The 22,451-nt window shown below is 62.4% G+C and carries 21 protein-coding genes; 9 read left to right on the plus strand and 12 right to left on the minus strand.

The features are described 5' to 3' along the window. The first annotated feature begins 9 nt into the window (after positions 1–9). Both C0456_RS08065 and C0456_RS08070 read left to right on the plus strand, forming a co-directional pair. Positions 10–786, plus strand: coding sequence for a TatD family hydrolase (locus C0456_RS08065; RefSeq protein WP_291050355.1), 777 nt, complete (start codon positions 10–12; stop codon positions 784–786). Continuing rightward, a complete protein-coding gene (locus C0456_RS08070; protein WP_291050357.1) occupies positions 783–1,586 on the plus strand; it encodes an MBL fold metallo-hydrolase in 804 nt (267 codons plus the stop codon). The genes C0456_RS08065 and C0456_RS08070 overlap by 4 nt, the downstream gene beginning before the upstream one ends. A 311-nt stretch (positions 1,587–1,897) precedes the next feature. Here the strand turns inward: C0456_RS08070 and C0456_RS08075 are convergent, their stop codons facing one another. The 4 genes from C0456_RS08075 to C0456_RS08090 all read right to left on the minus strand — a co-directional run bounded on the left by C0456_RS08075 (position 1,898) and on the right by C0456_RS08090 (position 6,571). Continuing rightward, entirely contained in the window at positions 1,898–2,992 is a 1,095-nt protein-coding gene (locus C0456_RS08075) for a flavin reductase family protein (protein ID WP_291050359.1), read from the minus strand. A 153-nt stretch (positions 2,993–3,145) separates the two neighbouring features. Beyond that, positions 3,146–3,595, minus strand: a complete 450-nt coding sequence (rpiB, locus tag C0456_RS08080; protein WP_291050361.1) for a ribose 5-phosphate isomerase B — start codon at positions 3,593–3,595, stop codon at positions 3,146–3,148. Positions 3,596–3,606: 11 nt separating this feature from the next. Continuing rightward, a complete protein-coding gene (guaA, locus tag C0456_RS08085; protein WP_291050363.1) occupies positions 3,607–5,187 on the minus strand; it encodes a glutamine-hydrolyzing GMP synthase in 1,581 nt (526 codons plus the stop codon). A 76-nt stretch (positions 5,188–5,263) separates the two neighbouring features. Beyond that, positions 5,264–6,571: an RsmB/NOP family class I SAM-dependent RNA methyltransferase gene (locus C0456_RS08090; RefSeq protein ID WP_291050365.1), complete on the minus strand. Its 1,308-nt coding sequence runs from the start codon at positions 6,569–6,571 to the stop codon at positions 5,264–5,266. Between the two features lie 74 nt (positions 6,572–6,645). Here C0456_RS08090 and C0456_RS08095 point away from each other — a divergent pair, with 74 nt between their 5' ends. Further along, positions 6,646–7,263 (plus strand): N-acetyltransferase, encoded by a 618-nt coding sequence (locus C0456_RS08095; RefSeq protein ID WP_291050367.1) that lies wholly within the window; start codon positions 6,646–6,648, stop codon positions 7,261–7,263. Here C0456_RS08095 and guaB read toward each other — a convergent pair whose 3' ends face one another. Beyond that, positions 7,264–8,721, minus strand: a complete 1,458-nt coding sequence (gene guaB, locus C0456_RS08100) for an IMP dehydrogenase (protein WP_291050369.1) — start codon at positions 8,719–8,721, stop codon at positions 7,264–7,266. Positions 8,722–8,794: 73 nt separating this feature from the next. Then, a complete protein-coding gene (locus C0456_RS08105) occupies positions 8,795–9,205 on the minus strand; it encodes a GFA family protein (RefSeq protein ID WP_291050370.1) in 411 nt (136 codons plus the stop codon). A 138-nt stretch (positions 9,206–9,343) separates the two neighbouring features. Here C0456_RS08105 and C0456_RS08110 point away from each other — a divergent pair, with 138 nt between their 5' ends. Continuing rightward, complete coding sequence (locus tag C0456_RS08110; RefSeq protein WP_291050371.1) at positions 9,344–10,684, plus strand: serine hydrolase; 1,341 nt, start codon at positions 9,344–9,346, stop codon at positions 10,682–10,684. 14 nt (positions 10,685–10,698) lie between these two features. Here the strand turns inward: C0456_RS08110 and C0456_RS08115 are convergent, their stop codons facing one another. Together C0456_RS08115 and C0456_RS08120 are read right to left on the minus strand one after the other, a co-directional pair. After that, positions 10,699–11,403: an RlmE family RNA methyltransferase gene (locus C0456_RS08115; RefSeq protein ID WP_291050373.1), complete on the minus strand. Its 705-nt coding sequence runs from the start codon at positions 11,401–11,403 to the stop codon at positions 10,699–10,701. Then, a complete protein-coding gene (locus C0456_RS08120; RefSeq protein WP_291050375.1) occupies positions 11,396–12,502 on the minus strand; it encodes a Ppx/GppA phosphatase family protein in 1,107 nt (368 codons plus the stop codon). Before C0456_RS08120 ends, C0456_RS08115 begins: the two co-directional genes overlap by 8 nt. A 51-nt stretch (positions 12,503–12,553) precedes the next feature. On the opposite strand from C0456_RS08120, the gene hspQ reads away from it, so the two are divergent. After that, positions 12,554–13,006, plus strand: coding sequence for a heat shock protein HspQ (gene hspQ / locus C0456_RS08125; RefSeq protein ID WP_291050377.1), 453 nt, complete (start codon positions 12,554–12,556; stop codon positions 13,004–13,006). 14 nt (positions 13,007–13,020) lie between these two features. On the opposite strand, the gene rfaE2 is transcribed toward hspQ, so the two are convergent. After that, positions 13,021–14,481 (minus strand): D-glycero-beta-D-manno-heptose 1-phosphate adenylyltransferase, encoded by a 1,461-nt coding sequence (rfaE2, locus tag C0456_RS08130; protein ID WP_291050379.1) that lies wholly within the window; start codon positions 14,479–14,481, stop codon positions 13,021–13,023. Positions 14,482–14,636: 155 nt separating this feature from the next. Between rfaE2 and C0456_RS08135 the strand changes: the two genes are divergently transcribed. From C0456_RS08135 to C0456_RS08150, 4 genes are read left to right on the plus strand one after another with little or no spacing between them, the layout of a single operon-like run. Beyond that, complete coding sequence (locus tag C0456_RS08135; RefSeq protein ID WP_291050381.1) at positions 14,637–16,094, plus strand: deoxyribodipyrimidine photo-lyase; 1,458 nt, start codon at positions 14,637–14,639, stop codon at positions 16,092–16,094. After that, on the plus strand, positions 16,091–17,407 hold the full coding sequence (locus C0456_RS08140; RefSeq protein WP_291050383.1) for an NAD(P)/FAD-dependent oxidoreductase: 1,317 nt from the start codon (positions 16,091–16,093) through the stop codon (positions 17,405–17,407). Before C0456_RS08135 ends, C0456_RS08140 begins: the two co-directional genes overlap by 4 nt. Continuing rightward, positions 17,404–18,213, plus strand: coding sequence for a DUF1365 domain-containing protein (locus tag C0456_RS08145; RefSeq protein WP_291050385.1), 810 nt, complete (start codon positions 17,404–17,406; stop codon positions 18,211–18,213). Before C0456_RS08140 ends, C0456_RS08145 begins: the two co-directional genes overlap by 4 nt. Next, the gene (locus C0456_RS08150) at positions 18,210–19,439 is read left to right on the plus strand and encodes a cyclopropane-fatty-acyl-phospholipid synthase family protein (protein ID WP_291050387.1); all 1,230 of its coding nucleotides are present in this window, start codon (positions 18,210–18,212) and stop codon (positions 19,437–19,439) included. Before C0456_RS08145 ends, C0456_RS08150 begins: the two co-directional genes overlap by 4 nt. A gap of 21 nt (positions 19,440–19,460) precedes the next feature. Here the strand turns inward: C0456_RS08150 and C0456_RS08155 are convergent, their stop codons facing one another. From C0456_RS08155 to tpiA, 3 genes are all read right to left on the minus strand, one after another. Then, positions 19,461–21,095 (minus strand): CTP synthase, encoded by a 1,635-nt coding sequence (locus C0456_RS08155; RefSeq protein WP_291050389.1) that lies wholly within the window; start codon positions 21,093–21,095, stop codon positions 19,461–19,463. 63 nt (positions 21,096–21,158) lie between these two features. Next, positions 21,159–21,614 (minus strand): preprotein translocase subunit SecG, encoded by a 456-nt coding sequence (gene secG / locus C0456_RS08160; RefSeq protein WP_291050391.1) that lies wholly within the window; start codon positions 21,612–21,614, stop codon positions 21,159–21,161. Positions 21,615–21,695: 81 nt separating this feature from the next. Then, complete coding sequence (gene tpiA / locus C0456_RS08165) at positions 21,696–22,445, minus strand: triose-phosphate isomerase (protein WP_291050393.1); 750 nt, start codon at positions 22,443–22,445, stop codon at positions 21,696–21,698. Between the last annotated feature and the right edge of the window lie 6 nt (positions 22,446–22,451).

The raw sequence follows: 22,451 nt of genomic DNA on the forward strand, positions 1-22,451 counted from the left end.
GATGGATTGATGTTTGATACCCATGTGAACCTTCACGGCGAAGCCTTTGCCGAGGATATTGAAGACGTTCTGGCGCGCGCGCGGGGCGCTGGCGTGCGGCGTTTCCTGGCGATCTGCGACCGGTTTGATAATTTTCCGTCCGTTCACGCCATTGCCAGCGCAAATGCCGATATGTGGTGCTCGGTCGGCACGCATCCGCATCATGCGAAGGATTTTACGCATGTGACCGCGCAGATGCTGATCGACGCGGCGCAAGACCCGAAGGTGGTGGCGATCGGCGAGACTGGCCTTGATTTCCATTATGGGTACAGCCCTGAGAAAGAGCAGGTGGCGAGCCTTCTGGAACACATTTCGGCGGCGCGCGAGACGGGGCTGCCGCTGATCCTTCATACGCGGGAAGCGGACGATCTGATGGCGGATATTCTTGAGGCGGAAATGGCCAAGGGCGCTATCCGGCCGCTGCTGCATTGCTATACGGGCGGCGAAGGCTTGGCGCAGCGGGCGCTGAAGCTGGGCGCTTATTTTTCCGTCTCCGGAATACTCTCTTTCAAGAGCGCGAAGGATGTGCGCGCCGTGATGGGGGATGTACCGATCGAACGGATCATTTTGGAAACGGATTGTCCTTATCTGGCGCCCGTTCCGATGCGCGGGCGGCGCAACGAGCCTTCCTATCTGATCCACGTGGCCGAGGCGCTGGCGGCGCTCAAGGGAATGCCTGTGGATGAAGTGAAAGCGATCACAGAGGCGAACGCCCTGGCACTGTTCGACAAGGTGGGCGCGGCGTGAGCGGTTCCCGGATCATCCTGCTCGGTACCGGGTCCTCCGGCGGCGTTCCACGCGTCGGCGGTGACTGGGGCGCGTGCGATCCGGCAGAGCCCAGGAACCGGCGCCGGCGCTGCGGCGCGCTGGTACAGAAAGAAGGCGCAGGCGGCGCGCTTACCAATATCCTGATCGACACGTCACCAGACCTGCGCGAGCAGCTTCTGGACGCCAGCGTGACGCATCTGGACGGCGTGATCTACACGCACGATCATGCCGATCAGTCCCACGGCATTGACGATGTGCGCGCCCTGGCCATCCGCCAGCGCAGCGCCATTCCGGTCTATTTTGATCCGTATGCGCGCGGCAGTCTGATGACGCGCTTTGAGTACTGCTTTGTCGGCGGGAAGGGTTATCCGGCCATCCTGTCGCCGCACACCATTGTGAATGACGGGCACGCATTCTCGGTCAGCGGGCCGGGCGGGGCTGTGGAATTCTTGCCTGTGGCCATGGTGCATGGCGCCATCCCGTGCATGGGTTACCGGATTGGCGGTGTCGCTTATTGCAACGATGTTAACGCGTTGCCGGCATCCACAATGAGACGTCTTGGCGGCCTGGATGTGCTGATCATCGATGCATTGCGGTATGCGCCGCATCCGTCCCACGCGCATCTCGACCAGGCGCTGGAGTGGATCGAGGCGCTGAAGCCGGCGAGGGCGGTGCTCACCAATCTGCATGTCGACATGGATTACCGGACCTTGCTGGAAACGCTGCCGCCGAATGTCGAGCCAGGCTTTGACGGCATGGAAATCAAGATCAGCGGCTGAGGCGGCCGAGCGGGCCGTGACGTGAGCTGCCCGCCCGCATCCGATTGCGCCATGTGCAGAATCAATTGTGAATTCAGGTGCTTACGCGTCGCCAAGCCCAAATAACAAAATTGCCCATAATATAGATTATGCGACTCGTGGCATAAGGCGCGCGGCTGCGGCGTGGCATCTGGAGCTTCTGGTTTGGGATTGGGCCAGCTTGCGGCGCGGCGACTCTATCGGCGCCGGAGCGGCCGGCACCTACCCCCTTCCCCTCTTTGGGAGACCTGCCTTACGGGCTGATCAGGGTTCGTTAAGACTTTCCGGGCCTGTCAGGTGAAATGCAGGCGGCGGTATTTGCCACGGAAATATAGCAGCGGGTCGCGGCGCGGTTCAAACCGGGCGCGCTCCACCTGGCCGATGAGGATGATGTGATCGCCGCCTTCATGGACAGCATGGCGCGCGCATTCAAATGTGGCCAGAGACCCCGTCAGAACCGGCGTGCCGTTAAGCCCCGGCTCCCAGGGCGTGGCGCCGAACCGGTCCTCGTCCCGGCGGGAAAAGCGGATCGAGGCGGGCTGCTGCCCGATGTGAAGCACGTTTACCGCAAAGCGCTCCGATGCCTGGAAGACTTCCGAGCTCGCCGAGGATTTGGCTATGCACGCCAGCAGGAGCGGCGGATCGAGTGAGACAGAAGTGAAGGAATTGGCGGTTAGGCCGACGGGCTGGCCGGCGCTGTCCCGCGCTGTCAGAATGGTAACGCCGGTGGCGAAACAGCCGAGGGCATCGCGCAGCGTGCGTGCGTCCGAGCCGAGCCGGTATTCGGGCGTTGAGCGCGGCAGGCGGCGCTCGAGAAAATCGATCAGCACGGCGCTGAAGGCATCGAGGCATTCGGCGGCAGACAAAGGCACGCCTGCCCCGATTTCCACAGCCTCGGCATGCGCGATACCCTTGGCAATATGCGCGATCCCGTCGGGTGATCCGCCTCGGGCGGTGGTGATAATCAGGGCCGGAAGGCTTTCCAGAATGACGGCGATCTCAGTAGCCGGATGAATATCCGGCGTGATGAGAACGAGGCCCGTTGCGAGCAAGGCGCCATCCTGGCTGACGGCGCTGATGGCGGCGGCGGCATGATCGCCCGCGGCGAGCAGCACGGGCCGCATCGGAAGCTGACTGAGAACAGCGCGCAGGGTTTCGGTTGTGTACGTGTCCGTGTCACGCCGCTTGGGAGACGGCGGGGCTTCCAGGTGGGCGATGCGGACGACCTGCCTGCCCGCCTTTACGAGGGCGACGGACAGATCCCTCCAGAAACCGGGGCTCTGCTGCGGATGTTCGAGCAGGACAATTGCCGGATCGTCCGGGTGTCCCATGAACTCGCCCTGAAGGGCCAGCCCTCCGATCCCCCTGAATTCCGTTGTCCTGCTCAAATCTTACTGCCTTTGAAGCCATTCCGCAGCCCGTCGTCCCGGCCCGGTTGCGGAAGATATACAGCGGCGCCCCGTTCTGGCCAGTCCGGGCGCGGAATTGGCCATAGCCCCACTTGGCGCAAGTTTCGTGCCATCTGGTCCTTCTGGCCGCCGCTAGGCTTCCAACGCCCCGATCATATCCACGCGCGTGGCATGGCGGCCGCCTTCAAACTGGGCAGAAAGAAACGCATCGACGATATCCAGCGCGAGGCCTTCGCCAATCACCCGAACGCCGAGGGACAGCATGTTTGCATCATTGTGCTGGCGGATCATGCGGGCCGAGAATGTATCGCTGCACACGCCGCAGCGGATACCTTTCACCTTGTTGGCGGCCATCATGATGCCCTGACCCGTGCCGCAGAGAATGATGCCGAAGCGGCAATCCCCAGAGGCGACAAGCCGGGCGGCCGCTTCGCCATGCTTGGGGTAATGCGTGCTTTCCGGCGTCACCGGGCCGATATCGACCGGCTCCCATCCTTGCGCGGCTACATGCGCGGCGATCATCTGGCGAAGGTTGATGGCGGCGTGGTCGCTGGAGAGAACAATACGTTTGTTGTCTGACATAATTTCTGCCCCTATTCCCATTCGATTGTGCCGGGCGGTTTGGAGGTGACATCATACACAACCCGGTTCACGCCCTTCACCTCGTTGATGATCCGTGTCGCGACCTTTCCAAGGAAGGCATGATCGAATGGATAATAGTCCGCCGTCATACCATCCGTGGACGTGACCGCGCGGAGGGCGAGGACGGCTTCATAGGTGCGCTCGTCCCCCATGACGCCGACTGTGTTGACGGGAAGCAGGACGCTGAACGCCTGCCAGATTTCATCATAGAGGCCAGCCTTGCGGATTTCCTCAATGTAGATGGCATCGGCCTTGCGCAGCGTATCGGCTTTCTCGCGCGTGATGGCGCCGGGAATGCGGATGGCCAGGCCTGGGCCGGGGAAAGGATGGCGGCCGACGAAAGCTTCCGGCAGGCCAAGCTCCCGGCCCAGGGCGCGCACTTCATCCTTGAAGAGTTCGCGCAGCGGTTCGACCAGCTTCATCTTCATCCGTGCCGGGAGGCCGCCGACATTATGGTGGCTCTTGATGGTGACGGAGGGGCCGCCGATGGCAGAGACGCTTTCGATCACATCCGGGTACAGAGTGCCTTGCGCAAGGAAATCGGCGCCGCCGATCTTACTGGCTTCGGCATCGAACACATCAATGAACAGGCCGCCGATGATCTTGCGCTTTTTCTCCGGGTCCGTAACGCCGTCGAGCTGGCCGAGGAAGAGGTCCGATGCGTCTACGTGCATGAGCGGAATATTGTAATGTTCGCGGAAGAGGCTGACGACCTGTTCGCTTTCGCCGGCCCGCATCAATCCGTGGTCGACGTAAACGCAGGTCAGCTGGTCGCCAATGGCTTCATGGATAAGAACGGCGGCCACCGAGGAATCGACGCCGCCGGACAGGCCGCAGATCACCCTGCCCTTACCGACCTGGGCGCGGATTTTCTCGATGGCTTCGGCCCGGTAGGCCGCCATCGTCCAGTCGCCCTTGAGACCCGCGACGCCGTGCGTGAAGTTGCGCAAAAGGCGCGCGCCATGGGTGGTGTGGACGACTTCAGGATGGAACTGCGTGCCGTAGAATTTCCGTTCCGGGTCGGCGATCACGGCGTAAGGCGCGCCGGGGGATCTTGCGATAACGCCAAAGCCGGGGGCCATGTCTGCCACATGGTCACCATGGCTCATCCAGACCTGCTCGGAGTTGCCGCCCTCGAACAGGCCCTCCAGGATCGGGTCCGCCTGAACCGGCTCAATGAAGGCGCGGCCGAATTCGCGGCTGGTGCCGCTTTCCACACGCCCGCCCAGCTGGTGCATCATCACCTGCTGGCCATAGCAGATACCCAAGATGGGCAGGCCGCTATCGAATATCGCCTGATCGGCGAGCGGCGCATCTTGCCAGGTCACGCTGGCCGGGCCGCCCGAGAGGATGATCGCCTGCGGGTGATAGGCTTTCAGGAAAGCGCCATCGACCTTGTTGAAGGGGTGGATTTCGCAATAGACGCCGCTTTCACGCAGGCGCCGGGCGATCAGCTGGGTCACCTGGCTGCCGAAATCGACAATCAGGACGCGTTCATGGGAGTTGAGGGCGGAATCGGCTTGCTGTGTCATGGCCCCTATTAGCGGGGGTTTCGCTGACGCGAAAGGCTGTGAAGCGCGCAACCGGCCAATTTGGGCAGCCGAAGGATCACGCTTCCCGGCGCAATATGGAGAAGAAGAACCCATCGGTGCCTGCCCGGCGGGGCGTGAGGCGGACGCTGCCGGTGGGGCCGCGGAATTTGCGGACGATGGCGGCGCCGTGATCGGTCAGAAGACCCGAAGCAATTGCGGCCTCGGCAGCGTCTTCCTCACGGAAGCGCGTATCTGCGGCAAGGAATTCGGCAACGCGGTCCTCGTCTTCCTCGATCAGGAAGGAGCAGGTTGCATAGAGCAGGCGCCCGCCGGGTTTCACATAGTTGGCCGCTTCGGCAAGGATCTGGCGCTGGTCGTCCATTCGCTTGGCGAGCTGGGCAGGTTTTACGCGCCATTTGGAATCCGGCTTGCGGCGCCAGGTTCCGGTGCCAGTACAGGGCGCGTCGACGAACACAAGGTCCATCTGGCCGGCCAGCGGCTCAAGGCTTGTGCCTTCGCTGGGGTGGACGAGTTGAACATTGTGCGCCCCGGAGCGCTTGAGGCGCGGAACGAGCGCGGAGAGGCGTTTTCCGTCGATATCATAGGCATAGATCTGGCCGGTGCCCTGCATCTGGGCCGCCAGGGCGAGCGTCTTGCCCCCGCCCCCGGCGCAATAATCAAGCACCTGCTCGCCCGGCTTTGCATTTGCGGCGGCTGCAGCGATCTGGCTACCGGCATCCTGCACCTCCACCCAACCCTTCGAGAAGGCCGGAATGCCTTCGATGGAGTCTTCCCGTTCCGTCGGATCGCGGGCGGGAATGTTGTAGGCGTTGGTAAGGAGCCTTGAAGGCACCGCGCGGACGGATTTGAGCGGCAATGCGGCTTTCTCGGCATCCGATTTCAGCGTGTTGACGCGCAGGTCCACATCCGCCCGCACGGCCATGGCTTGCGCCTCGATCACGGCATCGGGCCCGAACACACGCTCCATATGCGGCGTCATCCATTCGGGAAAGTCGCCTTGAACATGGATCGGCGCGGTTGGATCGGGCGCCATGATGAGGGCATCGCGCTCTGCATTCGTCAGGGGCGTGGGGCCGTGATCGTCATAGCAGGCCTGTTCGATATCGCGGGCGGGCCAATCCCAGGCAAAGCGAAGCGTGCCGAACACCAGCGCGCGCGGATCGTCATGACCCATATGATGGGCCGTGGAATTGCGGCGGCGGAGCGCGTCCAGAACCAGGCCCGACACCCAGGCGCGGTCCTTGGAGCCGGCATAGCGAGCCCGTTTGCCCCAGTCGCGCACGGCAATCTTCACCGGTTGATGGCGTTGCAGCACGTCCGTCAGGACTGAAATCGCTGCGCTGATGCGTCCGCCATTGCGCATGTGTCGGCTCTCCGGTTGCGAAAGCGAGGGTGTTAGCGTCCTATAGGGCTGCTGAAAACAACAAAGGGCTGAACATGCTTGAGATTCACCTGCCGGAAGGTATGCAGGCTGCAGGCGCTGCGGATTGGCGGCGGCTGGGCGAGATCACCGGCGAGGCGTTTGCCGAAGACCCGGTGAACCTGTGGGTATTTGGCAGGACGGAAGCGCTGACCCCGGTTTTCTCGCAACTGGCGCGGCATCTCTATATCCCCAACGGAATCTGCCATCTGGCCGGGGATCGCGGGGCAACGATGTGGTGCCTGTCGGACCAGCGCCGGGAGCTTGGCGCGCTGGCCACGCTCGGCCTTGTCTGGACGTTGATGCAAAAGGGCTCAAAGGGCGCCGCCAAGCGCGCGCTGACGGCGGGCGAAACCATGGCGCGGGAACATCCCAAGGACCGCCACCTTTACCTCTTCACCATCGGCACGCGAAAGGCCGAGCGCGGCAAGGGGCTGGGCAAGCAGCTGATCAACCCTGCCCTGGCAGCCGCTGACAAGGCGGGCCTGCCCTGCTATCTGGAAAACTCCAATCCGGCGAATACGGGCTTCTATATGAGCCATGGCTTCGAGCGGATGAAGCTGTTCGAACCCGGTCCCGGCGCCCCGCCGCTCGAAGCGATGTGGCGGGAGCCGAGACCTCAGGATGGGATCTGATCAGCCGCGCGACAGCGAATAGTTCGGCGCTTCGCGCGTCATCATCACGTCGTGGACGTGGCTTTCGTTGAGGCCAGCGCCGGTGATCTGGACGAACTCGGCCTTCTGGTGGAGTTCGGCAATATCCTTGGCGCCGACATAGCCCATCGCTGCGCGCAGGCCGCCGACCATCTGGTGGATGATGGCGCCGACCGGTCCCTTGAAGGGCACCTGTCCTTCGATGCCTTCCGGCACGAGTTTTTCGGCGGCGGCGTCCTTCTGGAAGTAACGGTCGGCTGAGCCGCGGGCCATGGCGCCGAGGCTGCCCATGCCGCGATAGGCTTTGTAGCTGCGGCCCTGATAGAGGAAGACCTCGCCAGGCGCTTCTTCAGTTCCGGCAAACATGGAGCCCATCATGGCGGTCGAGGCGCCGGCAGCAAGCGCCTTGGCGAAGTCGCCGGAGAACTTGATGCCGCCATCGGCGATGATCGGAATGCCGGACGCCAGCGCAGCGGTGGCGCACTGTTCGATCGCGGTGAGCTGCGGCACGCCGACGCCCGCGACGATGCGCGTGGTGCAGATAGAGCCAGGACCGATGCCGACCTTCACGGCGTCTGCGCCCGCATCGATGAGGGCCCTGGTGGCCTCAGCCGTAGCGACGTTACCGGCGATGATCTGGACGGAGTTGGAGATCTTCTTGGCGCGGGTGACCGCTTCTGCCACGGAAATCGAATGGCCGTGGGCGGTATCGATGACCACCGCGTCTGCGCCCGCCTCGATCAGGGCGAGGGTTCGCTCGAAGCCTGCATCGCCCACGGTGGAAGCGGCCGCAACGCGCAGGCGCCCTGCCCCGTCCTTGGCGGCGTTGGGGTGAACGGCGGCCTTGTCCATGTCCTTGACGGTCAGCAGGCCAAGGCAGCGGCCCTCATGATCGACGATCACCAAACGCTCGATCCGGTGCTTGTGCAGCAGGCGGCGCGCATCACTGGGCGCCATGTCCATCTGGGCCGTGACCACTTCGCGGGTCATCAGGCTTGCGACCTTTTCGTTCGGGTCATCGGCGAAGCGGGTGTCCCGGTTGGTGACGATGCCCACTACCTTGCCGTTCCTCTCCACGACGGGGATGCCGGAGAAGCCCGTGCGTTTCTTGAGTTCCTGAAGCTCTCCGAGCGTGGCCTCGGGGCTGATGGTGACGGGGTTCATCACCACGCCGCTCTCATACTTCTTAACCATCGCCACTTCACCGGCCTGCTGCTCGATCGTCAGGTTGCGGTGAATGACGCCGATGCCGCCAGCCTGGGCCATCGCAATGGCGAGGCGCGCTTCGGTAACCGTATCCATGGCCGCCGAGAGTAGCGGGATATTGAGGGGGATGGACTTGGTCAGCAGGGTCGAAACATCGACATCTGCGGGTAACACCTCACTCGCGCCGGGCTGGAGCAGCACGTCGTCAAAGGTGATTGCTTGTCGGATTTTCATGTGGGGAGCTCCCTTTTTGGCCTCCTAAGGGAGTCGTGAAGGCTTGTGAAGTCCCCTCATGCTGCGTTTTCGATCACATTCCCGGAAAGCGCGGAAAAGCCCGCACACCTTCGGGTATATGATGAAAGGCCTGCGCATCGGCGGTCTGCAGGATGACCTGCGGCCCTTCGAAAGCCGCCGGATTGTCGAGCGCGCCCACCTTGAGGATCAGCGCGCCCGGTAGCGCCGGCGACCGTGTCAGCAAGGGCGTTCCGCAATCCGGGCAGAACTCGCGGGTGGCGGCGCCGGGAAAATCCGGACGGGTGTATCCCTTGGGCGCCCCCTGGGTGAAGCGGAAGCCCGCTGCGGGCATGGCGATGAAATCATTCCCCTCCCCGCCGGTGAAGTATTGGCATTCGCGGCAATGACACCGCGCGCGCATGAGCGGCTCGCCCTCCGCCTCATACCGGACGTTTCCGCAATAACAGCCGCCTGACAGGTGCATTTCCTATTCCCCGTATCGATGTTGATCACCGGCAGCTAAACATGAGCGGCCCCGTGAATTCAATCGTCCGACCTTGAAGCGAAGGTGAAATCGACCTACGACCGCCAGCGGTACAGCACAAAGCGGGATTTGAGACAGATGCAGAGACCACTCTCCTGGGCGAAACATGCTGTTTTCAGCGCCCTGTTCCTCGCTGCAGCCTGTGGACAGCCCGCCCAAAAGGGAGCGGGCGCTCCGGAAGTTGTCGCCGCTGAGACCGAAACCCAGGCCTCCGACCCGGCCAAGAGTTTCATGCCCTCCATCCTGGCGATGCTGGACCAGGAAATGGCCGCTGTTGTCCGCGACAAGAAAGTCGCCAGCCTGTCCTATGTCCTGATAAAAGATGGTCAGCGTGTGGCCAGCGGCTTTCACGGCACGCGCACATTGGACGGCGCAGATGCGGTGGACGACCGGACGATTTATCGCATCTACTCTATGACGAAGCCCGTGACGGCGGTTGGCCTTCTGATGCTGTATGAAGAGGGCAAGTTCGAACTCGACGACCCGATCTCCGAATTCCTGCCAGAAATGAGCAAGCTCGTAGTGTTTGACGGACAGTCTGCTGGGGCCGTCCGTACACGGCCGGCAAACCGGGTCCCGACCATACGTGAACTGCTGCTGCACACCGCTGGCTTTGGCTATGGCGATGGCCGGCAGGATTATGTTTCGCAGCAGTTCCTGGCCCGCCAAATCGACAACGCCGCCTCCTCCGACGACCTGGTGAAAAAGGTCGCCGGCATACCCCTCAAATACCAGCCAGGCGAAGCCTGGTCCTATTCCATCGCATCTGATCTTCAGGGAGCTATCATCGAGCGGATTACGGGGCAATCGCTCGATCAGTATCTGCAGGAACGGATATTCGCCCCTCTCGGCATGGCGGATACGGGATTTACCGTTGATGAAGCGGACAGTTCGAGACTGGCAGTACTCACGGGCTGGACACCAGAGGCTGGCATGCAACTCGTGCCGGGCCCGATACAGACACTGGGCGCCTCAGATGTTCCACGTTATTCAGGTGGACACGGACTTGTTTCGACCATCGCCGACTATGAACGTTTTGCAGCGATGCTGCTGAATGGGGGCACTCTCGGTGAGGTTTCATTGCTGAAACCCGAAACGGTTTCCATGATGGTGACGAATGGGCTTACATTCGTGGATCCCGCCACCGGTCTCCCCCTCCATCGGCCGGGCCGAGGAGTTGGCTTCGGTTTTGGCGTGGGTGTGATTGACGACACCATTGCCTCTGGGCTTGGCGCGCCGGAAGGCAGCTTTTACTGGGATGGGGCCGCAGGAACATGGTTCTGGGTAGATCCAAGGCATGATCTGATATTCATCGGCATGCTGCAGAATATGTCCAGTTCACCGATTACCATGAGACGGTCAGCCATGCAGCGGGTTTACCATGCGCTGATCACGGATTATTTTCCGACTTCGAAGTGACGGGCAGTGCGCAGCTATTTGCGGAAACCCTTGGCAACGACATAGATCTCGGGGCTCCCGGCGCGGCTGGCGGCTGGCTTGATGTGCTTCACAGTACGGAAATGCTGTTTCAGCTGGTCGAGCACGTCCTTGGTCGTGCCGCCCTGAAACACCTTGGCACAGAATGCGCCGCCCTCGGCGAGATGCTGGATGGCAAACGCCACGGCCATTTCCACGAGCGCAACGGTGCGCAAATGGTCGGTCTGTTTGTGGCCCGTCGTGTTGGCGGCCATGTCTGACAGCACAAGATCCGGCGGGCCGGAGAGGCCGGCGAGCATTTTCGCTACATCCTCCGGATTGTTGACGTCCCCCTCGATGATCAGTGCACCCTCAATCGGAACGAGCGGCAAAAGGTCGATCCCCACCACCTCTGCCGCGCCCTTCTGCAGCGCCACCTGAAGCCAGCCGCCGGGCGCGCAGCCAAGATCGACAACGCGCTGTCCCTTGCGCAGGAGCTTGGCCGTCTCATCGATTTCCAGGAGCTTGTAAGCCGCGCGCGAGCGATAGCCCTCGTCCTTTGCCTTGCGGACATACGGATCCTGAAGCTGGCGTTCGATCCAGCGCTTGGAACTTTCCGTGCGGGCGTTGCGGGCGATTACCTTGCGTTCGGTCGTGCGGCGGCCGGAATCCTGTTTCTCCGGCCCCGGACCTTTCCACCGCCGCCTGTCGTCATCACTCATCTGAAGCCTCCTGAGGGCTGGGGCGGCCACCGCGGCCTTTCCGGCGGCGGTTGCGGTTTCTGGGTTGACCATACATCATCGACAGCAAAAGTCCCTCCCGCAGGCCACGGTCGGCCACGCGCAGGCGGGTGCCTTCAAAGGATTCCCACACAGCTTGCATGATCGAGCAGCCCGCAAGCATCAGCGGCGCGCGCTCTTCCCCGATGGTTGGCAGCCTGGCGCGGCCGGTGACACCAAGGTCTCGCAGCATATCAATCGTTGCGCTGCCTTCATCGCGGCTCATCCAGGCGCCGTCCACCTTGTCCCGGCGGTAGCGATCCAGCTTCAGATGCACGCCGGCAAGACAGGTCACCGTTCCCGACGTACCGATAAGGTATCCTTCGTCTGCGGCCAGCCTTTCCTGAACGGCTGCCAGCCCTGGCCATGAGGCGACAATCTCCCGCGCGCGTGCCAGCATCAGCGGCCAGGCTTCCGCCTCCTCGTGCTCACGGAAAGCGTCGCTCATCGTGACCACGCCCATCTTCAGGCTCGTCCAGTCGATGATGGGCGCGCGGTTCAGCATTCCCTTCAGGCCCTGGCCCCGCGTGGTTTCCGCATCAAGGAGCGAGAGTTCGGTGGAGCCTCCGCCGATATCGACCACCAGCACGGATTTGGCTGGGGCAACCAACAGGTCATGGCAGCCGATCGTGGCCAGCCGGGCTTCTTCCTTGGCGCCGATTACCTTGAAGGTAAGCCCCGTTTCGGAATGCACCCTCTGGATGAATTCGGCGCCGTTCTCGGCCTTGCGGCAGGCTTCGGTAGCGATGCACCGGACGCGGCCGACGCCATGATGGCGCAATTTGCGCCGGATCACATGCAGGGCGTCCAGCGCGCGTTCGATCGCGGCCTCGGAGAGCCGCCCGGTATCGTGAAGCCCTTCCCCAAGCCGCGCGATCTGGGAATGGGAATCCACCACGCGGAAAGTCTGCCCGCGCGGCTCTGCCACCAGCAGGCGGCAATTATTGGTGCCCAGGTCGACCGCAGCATAAAGCGGCCGGCTGGTGGTGGGGCGGGCCTGCGCGCGTTTGGGCGGCCCTCCCCTGTCTTTTTTGTCAGCCATGGTGTGGCCCGAATGGAAAACTTGAGGCAATGTCTACCACAGGAGCTGAAAATGACCAGTAGACGCGGCCGAACCGCATGGTTGAAAAACATCTTCCGTAAACGGGGGCGCCCGGCGGAGGCCGAACCGCTTTTGCTGACGGATCCCGTCGATACCAACTACTTCTATAACGCCATTTCCCGCCATGAAGCCCGTTTCCAGATCGGACAGGTGGTGCGCCACAAGCTGTTTCCGTTCAGGGGCGTGATTTTCGACGTCGATCCGCAGTTTGCAAATACCGATGAATGGTATGACTCGATCCCGGAGGAAGTGCGCCCGCGCAAGGACCAGCCTTTCTACCACCTCTTTGCGGAGAACGACCGGACCCATTACATTGCCTATGTCTCCGAACAGAACCTGATCCCCGACGATTCCGATGTTCCGCTGAGCCATCCCGACATTCCGGAATGGTTCACGATGACTGGAACGGGCACTTATGAGCTCAAGAAACACGCGACCAACTGAGGGTCTTCGAGCGGCTAGTTTCCTGAATTGCTTCGGGCGATTGTGGCCGTTGTCGAATGGCCCGGAACCAGCGGCACGATGATCACTTCGCCGCCGCGGGCTTCGACGATATCGGCGCCCACGATGGTCTCTTTAGTATAGTCCCCGCCCTTGACCAGCACATCCGGCTTCAGCGCCGTGATGACTTCCAGAGGCGTGTCCGTGTCGAAGATGGTGACCCCATCCACAGCGCTGAGGGCGGCAAGAACGTCCGCGCGGGTCTGTTCGGAGTTGATCGGGCGCTGGGGCCCCTTGAGGCGTTTCACCGAAGCGTCCGAGTTCAGGCCGATGATCAGCCGGTCACAATGGGAACGGGCCTGTTCTATGACGCGGATATGGCCAGGATGCAGGATGTCGAAACACCCATTGGTGAAGCCGACCCGAAGGCCCGAGGCGCGCCAGCGTTCTGCCTGACCGATCATGGCGTCTATCGGCAGGATCCCGGCCCGGCCGGCGGGGCCGAAATCCGTCAGGGCCGATTTGACCTCTTCTGCAGTGACGGTTGCAGTTCCAGCCTTTCCAACCGCGATGCCGGACGCCGCGATGGCCATGCTGACAGCTTCCTCCAGCGTGCCCCCACCCGCGATCGCGGCGGCCAGCGCCGCCAGGCTGGTATCGCCGGCTCCGGAGACATCGAACACTTCCCGCGCGCGGCCGGCTTCATGGTGAACCTTGCGGTCAGAGCCGATGAAGGAAATGCCTCTGGCGGCGCGGGTGACGACGACGGCCTTTGCCGGGAGGGTGTCCAGAGCGCTGCGCAGCGCCCAGCTGGCTTCTTCGTCGGTGCCGACGCTGAGGCCGGTGGCGGCGGCGAGTTCGGATGCGTTTGGCTTGAGGATGTCGACGGCGCCGTAGCGGGCAAAGTCCCGGCCCTTGGGATCTGCGATGACGGGTATCTGGTGGTCTGCCGCGATCTGCAGGATTGCCTGCAGAAGGCGGTTGGTGAGTAGGCCCTTGGCATAGTCGGAGATGAGGATGACGGCCGCGCCTTCGGCCTCCGCAGCGACGATGCCGATCAGGTCGTTTTCAATGGGTTCGCTGATGGGGGCGGCATTTTCCGTATCGACGCGCAAAAGCTGGTGACCGCCTGCCACAAAGCGGCTTTTGAGGGTTGTGGGGCGGCCTTCCAGGGTCACCAGATGGACAGAAATGGACACATCCTGGACAAATCTGGACACCAGCTCCCTACCCGCGTCATCATCCCCGCGCGCACCGACCAGAACGGGACGCAGGCCCAGGGATGCCAGATTGCGCGCAACGTTGGCCGCTCCGCCCGGCATGGCCGCGTCGCGGCTGTAACGAAGCACCGGAACGGGCGCTTCCGGAGAGATGCGGTCGACGGCCCCATAGATGAACCGGTCGAGCATGACGTCGCCAATGCAGAGGACGCGTTTTCCGGCAGCCTGGTCCAGAAGCCCTGAGAGTCGGGATGACATGAAGCGTGGGCCTCCGGTGAAAACAAACTGCCTCTGCAGCAGGCTATAACGGGGCGTCCGGGGGAACGAAAGCGCTGGCCGTCATCTGGTGATCCAATCGGCGATTCAAGGCGTAAGACCGATGTTACCAGATATATCCTCAAACCGGTCAGTTCATGCCTTCTCCCGCACCCGCAATTCTATGGTTCAGGGAAGACCTGAGACTGGCGGACAACCCGGCCCTGGATATGGCGGCAAGCAGCGGCCGGCCCCTGATCTGCCTCTATATCCGGGAGACTGGCGACAGCGCGCCGCGTCCGCTTGGGGGCGCCAGCCGGTGGTGGCTGAACCGGAGCCTTGCCGAACTCGCCGCGTCCCTGGAGGCGATCGGGGGAACCCTCGTTTTGCGCACCGGGCCAGCCGAGAGCGTGCTTGCCGCGCTGGTGCAGGAGACGGGCGCAGAGGCTGTATTCTGGAACCGCCGCTATGGCCTGCCGGAACGGGAGACTGACGCGGCAATCAAGAAGGCGCTTAAGGACAAGGGCGTAAATTGCCAGAGCTTCAATGGCCGCCTGCTGGTGGAGCCCTGGGAGCTGAAAACCGGCAGTGGCGGCTGGTACAAGGTGTTCACGCCTTTCTGGCGCGCGCTGCAGGCGAGTTACAAAGCCCCTGCCCCATTGCCGGCGCCCAGACAGATCAAGGCTGCCTTTGCCGATAGCGAAGCCCTTTCCTCCTGGAAGCTGCACCCGGAAAAGCCGGACTGGTCTGGCGGTCTCGCGGAGGCCTGGCAGCCTGGAGAGAATGGCGCAATGGCGCGGCTTGAGGCGTTTCTCGACGGGCCGGTCAGCCGGTATGCCGAGACGCGCAATCTGCCCGGAGAACTGGACGGCACGTCCCAGCTTTCCCCGCATCTGAGATTTGGCGAGATTGGCCCGGCGCAGGTCTGGCGGGCGGTTCAGGCGCGGCTTGCGGCGCAGAAGGCGGATGAGAACTCCGCCCGCGTCTTCCTGTCAGAGATTGCGTGGCGGGAGTTTTCCTACACCCTGCTCTATTACAATCCGGATCTCGCCACCGCCAATTACAACGCCGCCTTCAACCGTATGGGCTGGCGGCGCAGCGATGCCGATTACACTGCCTGGTGCCGGGGCCAGACGGGCTATCCCATTGTAGACGCGGGAATGCGGGAACTGTGGCATACTGGCTGGATGCATAACCGTGTGCGGATGATTGTTGCCTCGATGCTGACCAAGCACCTGCTGCTGCCCTGGCAGGGTGGCGAAGAGTGGTTCTGGGATACGCTGGTGGATGCAGACCCGGCCTCCAACCCGGCAAGCTGGCAATGGACAGCCGGCAGCGGCGCTGACGCAGCGCCCTATTTCCGGGTATTCAACCCGATCAGCCAGGGGCAGAAGTTTGACGGCGCCGGTGACTATGTGCGCCGCTGGTGCCCGGAACTGGCGCGCCTGCCCGACAAGTATCTGCACGCGCCCTTTGAGGCCGATGCGCAGACGCTGGCGAAAGCCGGCGTAAAGCTTGGCACGACCTATCCCAAACCCATCATCGACCATGCCATGGGCCGCCAGCGCGCGCTGGACGCGTACAAGGCCCTCAAAGAGGATCAGACCGCAGAATGAAGAAGATAGCGATCATCGGGGCCGGCATTTCCGGCCTGGGGGCAGCATGGGCGCTTAAGGACGTGGCGGATGTGACCGTGTTCGAGAAGGACGCGCGCGCAGGCGGCCATGCCAGCACGCATGTGTTCGACTATGACGGTCATCAGACGGCGGTCGATCTGGGTTTCATCGTCTATAATGCGCTGAACTATCCAAACCTCATTGCCTTCTTCGAGGAGCTGGGCGTCCAGACGCAGGCATCGGACATGAGCTTTGCGGTGTCTGATCCTGCCGGCTGGGAATGGGCCTCCACCCTGCCCGGCCTGTTTGCGCAGAAGCGCAATATCCTCAATCCGGACTTTCATCGTTTCTGGCAGACCATCCTGAAATTCAACGATACCGCACGGGCAGAACTGGCAGCGGGCAAAGTGCTCGAAACCTCGCTGGGCGCGTGGCTTGACCGCCACAACTATGACGAAACGTTCCGCCGCAACTACATCCTGCCCATGGGCGCAGCGATCTGGTCCACGCCGGAACGCGAGATGCTGAACTATCCGGCGCAGAGCTTTTTTCAGTTCTTTGACAATCACCGGCTGATGCACAAGGAGCGCCCGAAATGGCGCACGGTGACCGGTGGCAGCCAGACCTATGTTCGAAATGCCGTGGACGGATTGGGATCGCGCGTGCGGACCGGCGTTGGCGTTAGCCGGATATCGCCCTTCGGGAGCCGGACAGCCGTTGTTCTGGAAACCGGGCATACTGAAGTTTTTGATGACGTGATCCTCGCGGCGCACTCCGATCAATCGCTGCGGATGATCGAGGAGCATTATGAGGATCAGGCGTTCCCGCTCCGCTCCATCCGGTATCGCCCCAACAGTATCTGGCTGCACCGGGATCCTTCGCTGATGCCGAAACGGCGCAGTGCCTGGGCGAGCTGGAATGTTCTCAAGCAGGAAGGCGACGACATCTGCCTCACCTACTGGATGAACCGCCTTCAGGGGCTCGATCCCTCGCGGCCATTGTTCATTACTCTCAATCCCGTCACGCCGCCGAAGGAGGAGCTGACCTTCCTTCACTATACCGCCGATCATCCCCAGTTCGATGCGGCCGCAGAAGCGGCGGTGCGCAGCCTGAAGCGCATTCAGGGCAAGGACAATCTCTGGTTTGCCGGCGCCTGGATGGGGCGCGGATTTCACGAGGATGGGCTGAAATCCGGCCTTTCTGCCGCGCTGTCTCTGGGGGGGTGTGTTTCCTGGAATGCGGACGGCCTTGAAACCTGGACTCCTCCCCACAGCCCGTCTGTGGTACAGATTGCGGCGGAGGTATCTGCTTGACCGCGCCTGCTCTCAGGCTCTGGACCGGCAAGACGGTTCATCAACGTTACGCCCCTTTCGAGCGGCGCTTCACGTATGATATTGCTCTGATTGATCTCGACATTGACAGGCTGGCGGAAGCTGGCGCGCAATCGCGCCTGTTTTCCGTGGGGCGGCCGGGCGTGTTTTCCTTCCGCCCGGAGGATCATGGAGAGAAGGCGAAAGGCGCGCCGCTGCGGCCCTGGGCCGAAGGGATGTTCCGCAAGGCCGGCGTGGAGCTGGCGGGCGGCGCCATCCGGCTGGTGACCTTCCCACGGCATCTTTTCTACAAGTTCGCGCCGCTGTCGCTCTGGTATGGATATGGGCCGGACGGCGCCCTGCGCGGCATCATCTATGAAGTGAACAATACATTCGGCGAGCGTCATTGTTATGTGGCCGCAACCGGCCCTGACCGGTCCGAGCATGAGGCCGCAAAGACTTTTCATGTGTCGCCCTTCATGGACGTTTCCGGCCGGTATCGCTTCACGCTGCGCGCCCCGGACGGAAAGCTGCGCGTGATCGTGGAGAACTGGAACGAAGGCGCGCGCAGCCATATGGCGAATATCAACGCGGTGGAGAGGACGGCAACAACGGCGAACCTGTTGCGGCTGGCGCTGATGCAACCCTTTTCGTCCTTCGGCGTTATAGTTGGGATTCACTGGCAGGCACTCAAGATCTGGATCAAGGGGGCCGGCTACCGCAGGAAACCCGAGGCGCCCGGAAGGGCAGAAACGATCGCCACGAGCGTGCCCGTTAAAGCATCCCTCCGCAGCGGAGAGCCAGTATGAGCCAGACCATCATCGCATCCCCCAATACCCTCCGCACGCTGAGCGGCGTTCCGGCCTCCTTCAGGATCGGGGCACTGCTGCTGCTCCGGACCGAGCGTGGAGAGTTGCGCTTCCTGCTTCCCGATGGCCGCATCCTGGTTTTCCAGAACGCGGAAGACGGCCCTTCGGCGGTTATCGAGGTGCATGACTTTGACTTCATCAAGCAGGCGATGGCGGGCGGCGATGTCGGATTTGCGGATGCCTATATCGATGGGCTCTGGTCGACGCCGGATCTGACAGCAGTGCTGCGTTTCTTCTCGGCCAACTTTGAAGCCGCCGGGAAGCTGGCGCGGGGCGGATGGATCGTCCGTTCCATGAACATGATCCGGCATGCCTTCACGCGCCGCAACTCACGCGAAGGCGCGCGCAAGAACATCATTGCCCATTATGATCTGGGGAATGAATTTTACGAGCGCTGGCTGGACCCGAGCATGACCTATTCCTCGGCCCTTTTCGAGAACCCGAACCAGTCTCTGCAGCAAGGGCAGATGAACAAGTATCGCGAGATATGCGATCGCATCCAGGCGGGCCCGTCGAGCGAAATTCTGGAGATAGGCTGTGGATGGGGCGGCTTTGCCGAATACGCGGCCAAGCAGCGGGGCGCGAAGGTGACGTGCCTGACGATCTCGCCCTCCCAGCGGGACTACGCAGCCGCACGGATGCAACGTGAGGGGCTGAGCGACCGGGTGGATATCCGCCTTGAAGACTACCGCGATCACAAGGGGACCTATGACGGCATCGCCTCCATCGAGATGTTTGAGGCGGTGGGAGAAGCCTATTGGCCGAGCTACTTCGCCAAGGTCTCTTCGTCCCTGAAGACGGGCGGGCGGGCCGCGCTGCAGATCATCACCATCGATGACGCTCTGTTTGACCGGTATCGTCAGCGTGTGGACTTTATCCAGCAGCATATCTTTCCGGGCGGCATGCTGATCAGCGAGGAAGTGCTCAAGCAGCAGTTTGCGAAAGCCGGGCTGCGCCATGATGGCGTGAAGTATTTCGGCCAGGACTATGCGCGCACCTGCCGGGAGTGGGCGCGCGCCTTCAATGACAGCTGGGATGATATCCGCACGCTTGGCTTTGACGAGCCGTTCCGCCGCCTGTGGAACTTCTATCTCAGCTATTGCGAAGCCGGGTTCAGCGACGGCCGGATCAATGTCGGCCACTTCCAGGTGACCCGGCCAGCCTGATGCCCCCTGCCCGGCTTGTCCTCAGACGAGCCGGGATTGCTTGACGGCGGCGGCGATGAAGCTGGCGAACAGCGGATGGGGCTCGAACGGGCGCGACTTCAGTTCCGGGTGGAACTGCACGCCGATGAACCAGGGATGGTCCTTCAGCTCCACGATCTCCGGCAGGCGGCCATCGGGCGACATGCCCGAGAAGATCATGCCGGATTTTTCCAGCGCCGGGATGTAATCGGTGTTGACCTCATACCGGTGGCGGTGGCGTTCGGAGATGTCGAGCGTGCCATAGACCTGCGCAACGAGGCTGCCTTCCCTAAGGCGCGCCGGATACGCGCCGAGGCGCATGGTGCCGCCGAGATCGGTGTTGGCGTCGCGCGTGACCTTTTCGTTGCCCTTGGTCCATTCGCCCATCAGGCCAACGACAGGCTCGCTGGTGGGACCGAACTCGCTGGTGGAGGCGTCCTTGATGCCGGCGAGGGTGCGGGCAGCCTCCACGACCGAAAGCTGCATCCCGTAGCAGATGCCGAAACAGGGCAGCTTGTGTTCGCGGGCATAGCGGGCAACGCGCATCTTGCCGTGCGCGCCCCGCTCTCCGAACCCGCCGGGCAGAAGAATGCCGTGGACGCCTTCAAGATCGTCGAGAGTGGCTTTCGGATCGTCGAACTTTTCAGAATCGACGAAGCGGATATCCACCTTCACCTTGTTGGCGAGACCGCCATGTCCCAGCGCCTCGGACACCGATTTGTAAGCGTCGGGCACATCGGTGTATTTGCCGACGAGGGCTATCGTCACATGGCCATCAGGATGGCGGATGGTCTGGGCGATCTTCTCCCAGGATGAAAGGTCCGGCTTGGGCGCGTCCATGATCCCGAAATGGGAAAGCACCTCAGAATCGAGACCTTCCGCATGATACGCCATCGGCACATCGTAGATGTGGCCAACGTCCCGCGCCTCGATCACGCTGGTCAGGCGGACGTTGCAGAAGCTGGCAATCTTGCCCTTCTCATTGACGGGGATTGGCCGATCGCAGCGGCACAGCAGAATTTGAGGCTGGATACCGATCGAACGCAGTTCCTTGACGGAGTGCTGCGTCGGCTTGGTCTTCATTTCGCCGGCGGCCGGAATGTAGGGCAGCAGCGTCAGATGGATGAAACAGGCGCGCTGGGGGCCGAGTTCCTGGCCAAGCTGGCGGATGGCCTCGAAGAATGGCAGGCCTTCAATGTCGCCGACCGTGCCGCCGATTTCGCAGAGAACGAAGTCGACGCCCTCCCCCGGATCGGAGAGGACGAATTCCTTGATGTCGTTGGTGACGTGCGGAATGACCTGAATGGTGGCGCCGAGATAGTCGCCGCGGCGCTCTTTCTCGATGATGCGCTGATAGATCCGGCCGGTTGTGATGTTGTCGGACTGGCGGGCCGAGACACCGGTGAAGCGTTCATAGTGCCCGAGATCGAGGTCCGTCTCCGCGCCGTCATCGGTGACATAGACCTCGCCATGCTGGCGGGGGCTCATCGTGCCGGGATCGACATTGAGGTAGGGATCAAGCTTGCGCAGGCGCACGCGATAGCCGCGCGACTGCAACAGCGCGCCGAGGGAGGCGGAGGCAATGCCTTTTCCGAGCGAAGACACCACGCCGCCAGTGATGAAGATATAGCGGATCATGGGGTTATACTCATGAAATGATTCGCGCCTTGCGGGCGACCTCCACCAGCCGTTAGCGGAAAATTACTGGGGATTGGCGCTTTCCGGAACAGATTCCGTAGCCGGGGCTGCCTCTTCGGTGGGTTCTGCCGGCGCCGGCTGGGGCGCAGGTGCGATTCCAACGTCTGGCGAAGCCGGTGCGGTATCGTTCAGCAGCGGAGCGGTCGGATCGAAGAGATCCACCGGGCCCTGCTGCGGCGCCGTTTGCGGGCTCGACTCATCGAGAATGCGCTCGATGCCCGAGCGGTTGTCAGCCTGACGGTTGGCAAGCGAGGTGAGGATCAGGCTCGTGGCAAAGAAAATCGCCCCGAAGATCATGGTGGTACGCACCAGAGCGCCGGCAGCGCCGCGGCCCGACATCAGCGCATTTCCAGCGCCGCCACCGATCCCAAGGCCGCCGCCTTCAGATTTCTGGACCAGAACCAGACCAATCATCGCCAGACAGGCGAGAATGTGGATAACAAGAATGACGTTCTGCATGGGCCCGACCAGCTTTCCTGAATTTAAGGCGCCGGCATAACCCCGATCAGGCCGTTCGCCAAGTCAGCGGTTCCACACGACTTATTGCGCCGCCAGCCGGTAGATGGCGAGGAAATCGTCTGCCTTCAAGCTTGCGCCGCCTATAAGGCCGCCATTTACCTCAGCCACACCGAGGATTTCCTCAGCATTTCCGGGGTTCATGCTTCCGCCATAAAGGATACGGGTGCCCCTGCCCGCTTCACCGAACCGCTGTGTCAGCAGCGTGCGAATGAAGCCGTGAACTTCTGCAATCTGGTCCGAATTTGCCACCCGCCCGGTTCCGATGGCCCATACGGGCTCATACGCCACAACAATCGTCTCCGCTGCGGCGTCAGAGGGAAACGATCCGGCCATCTGTTCGGAAATGACCTTGAGAACCTCCCCGGCATCTCGCTGCGCCAGAGTTTCGCCAACGCAGATGATCGGCGTGATACCGGCACGAAGGGCGGCGGAGGCCTGGGATGCGACGGCCGCGTCTGTCTCCCCATGGTCTGCCCGCCGCTCCGAATGGCCCACAATGACATAGGCCGCGCCCGCATCCATGAGCATTTCGGCGGAAATATCGCCGGTATGGGCGCCCTTTTCCTTGGGATGGCAGGTTTCTCCCCCAATTTTGAGGGCGGAGCCTGCAGCTTTTGCCGCAGCGGGGTGAATCAGTGTGGCCGGTAGGCACAGCAGGATTTCAGGCCCGGCCTGGGACGGCGCAACAGCGGCAGCCACCCGTTCGATCTCGGTGAGGCTCCCCACCAGGCCGTTCATTTTCCAGTTTCCGGCGATCAGCGTGCGCGTCATGCGGCC

Source organism: Hyphomonas sp. (assembly GCF_013823385.1).
Taxonomy (GTDB): domain Bacteria; phylum Pseudomonadota; class Alphaproteobacteria; order Caulobacterales; family Hyphomonadaceae; genus Hyphomonas.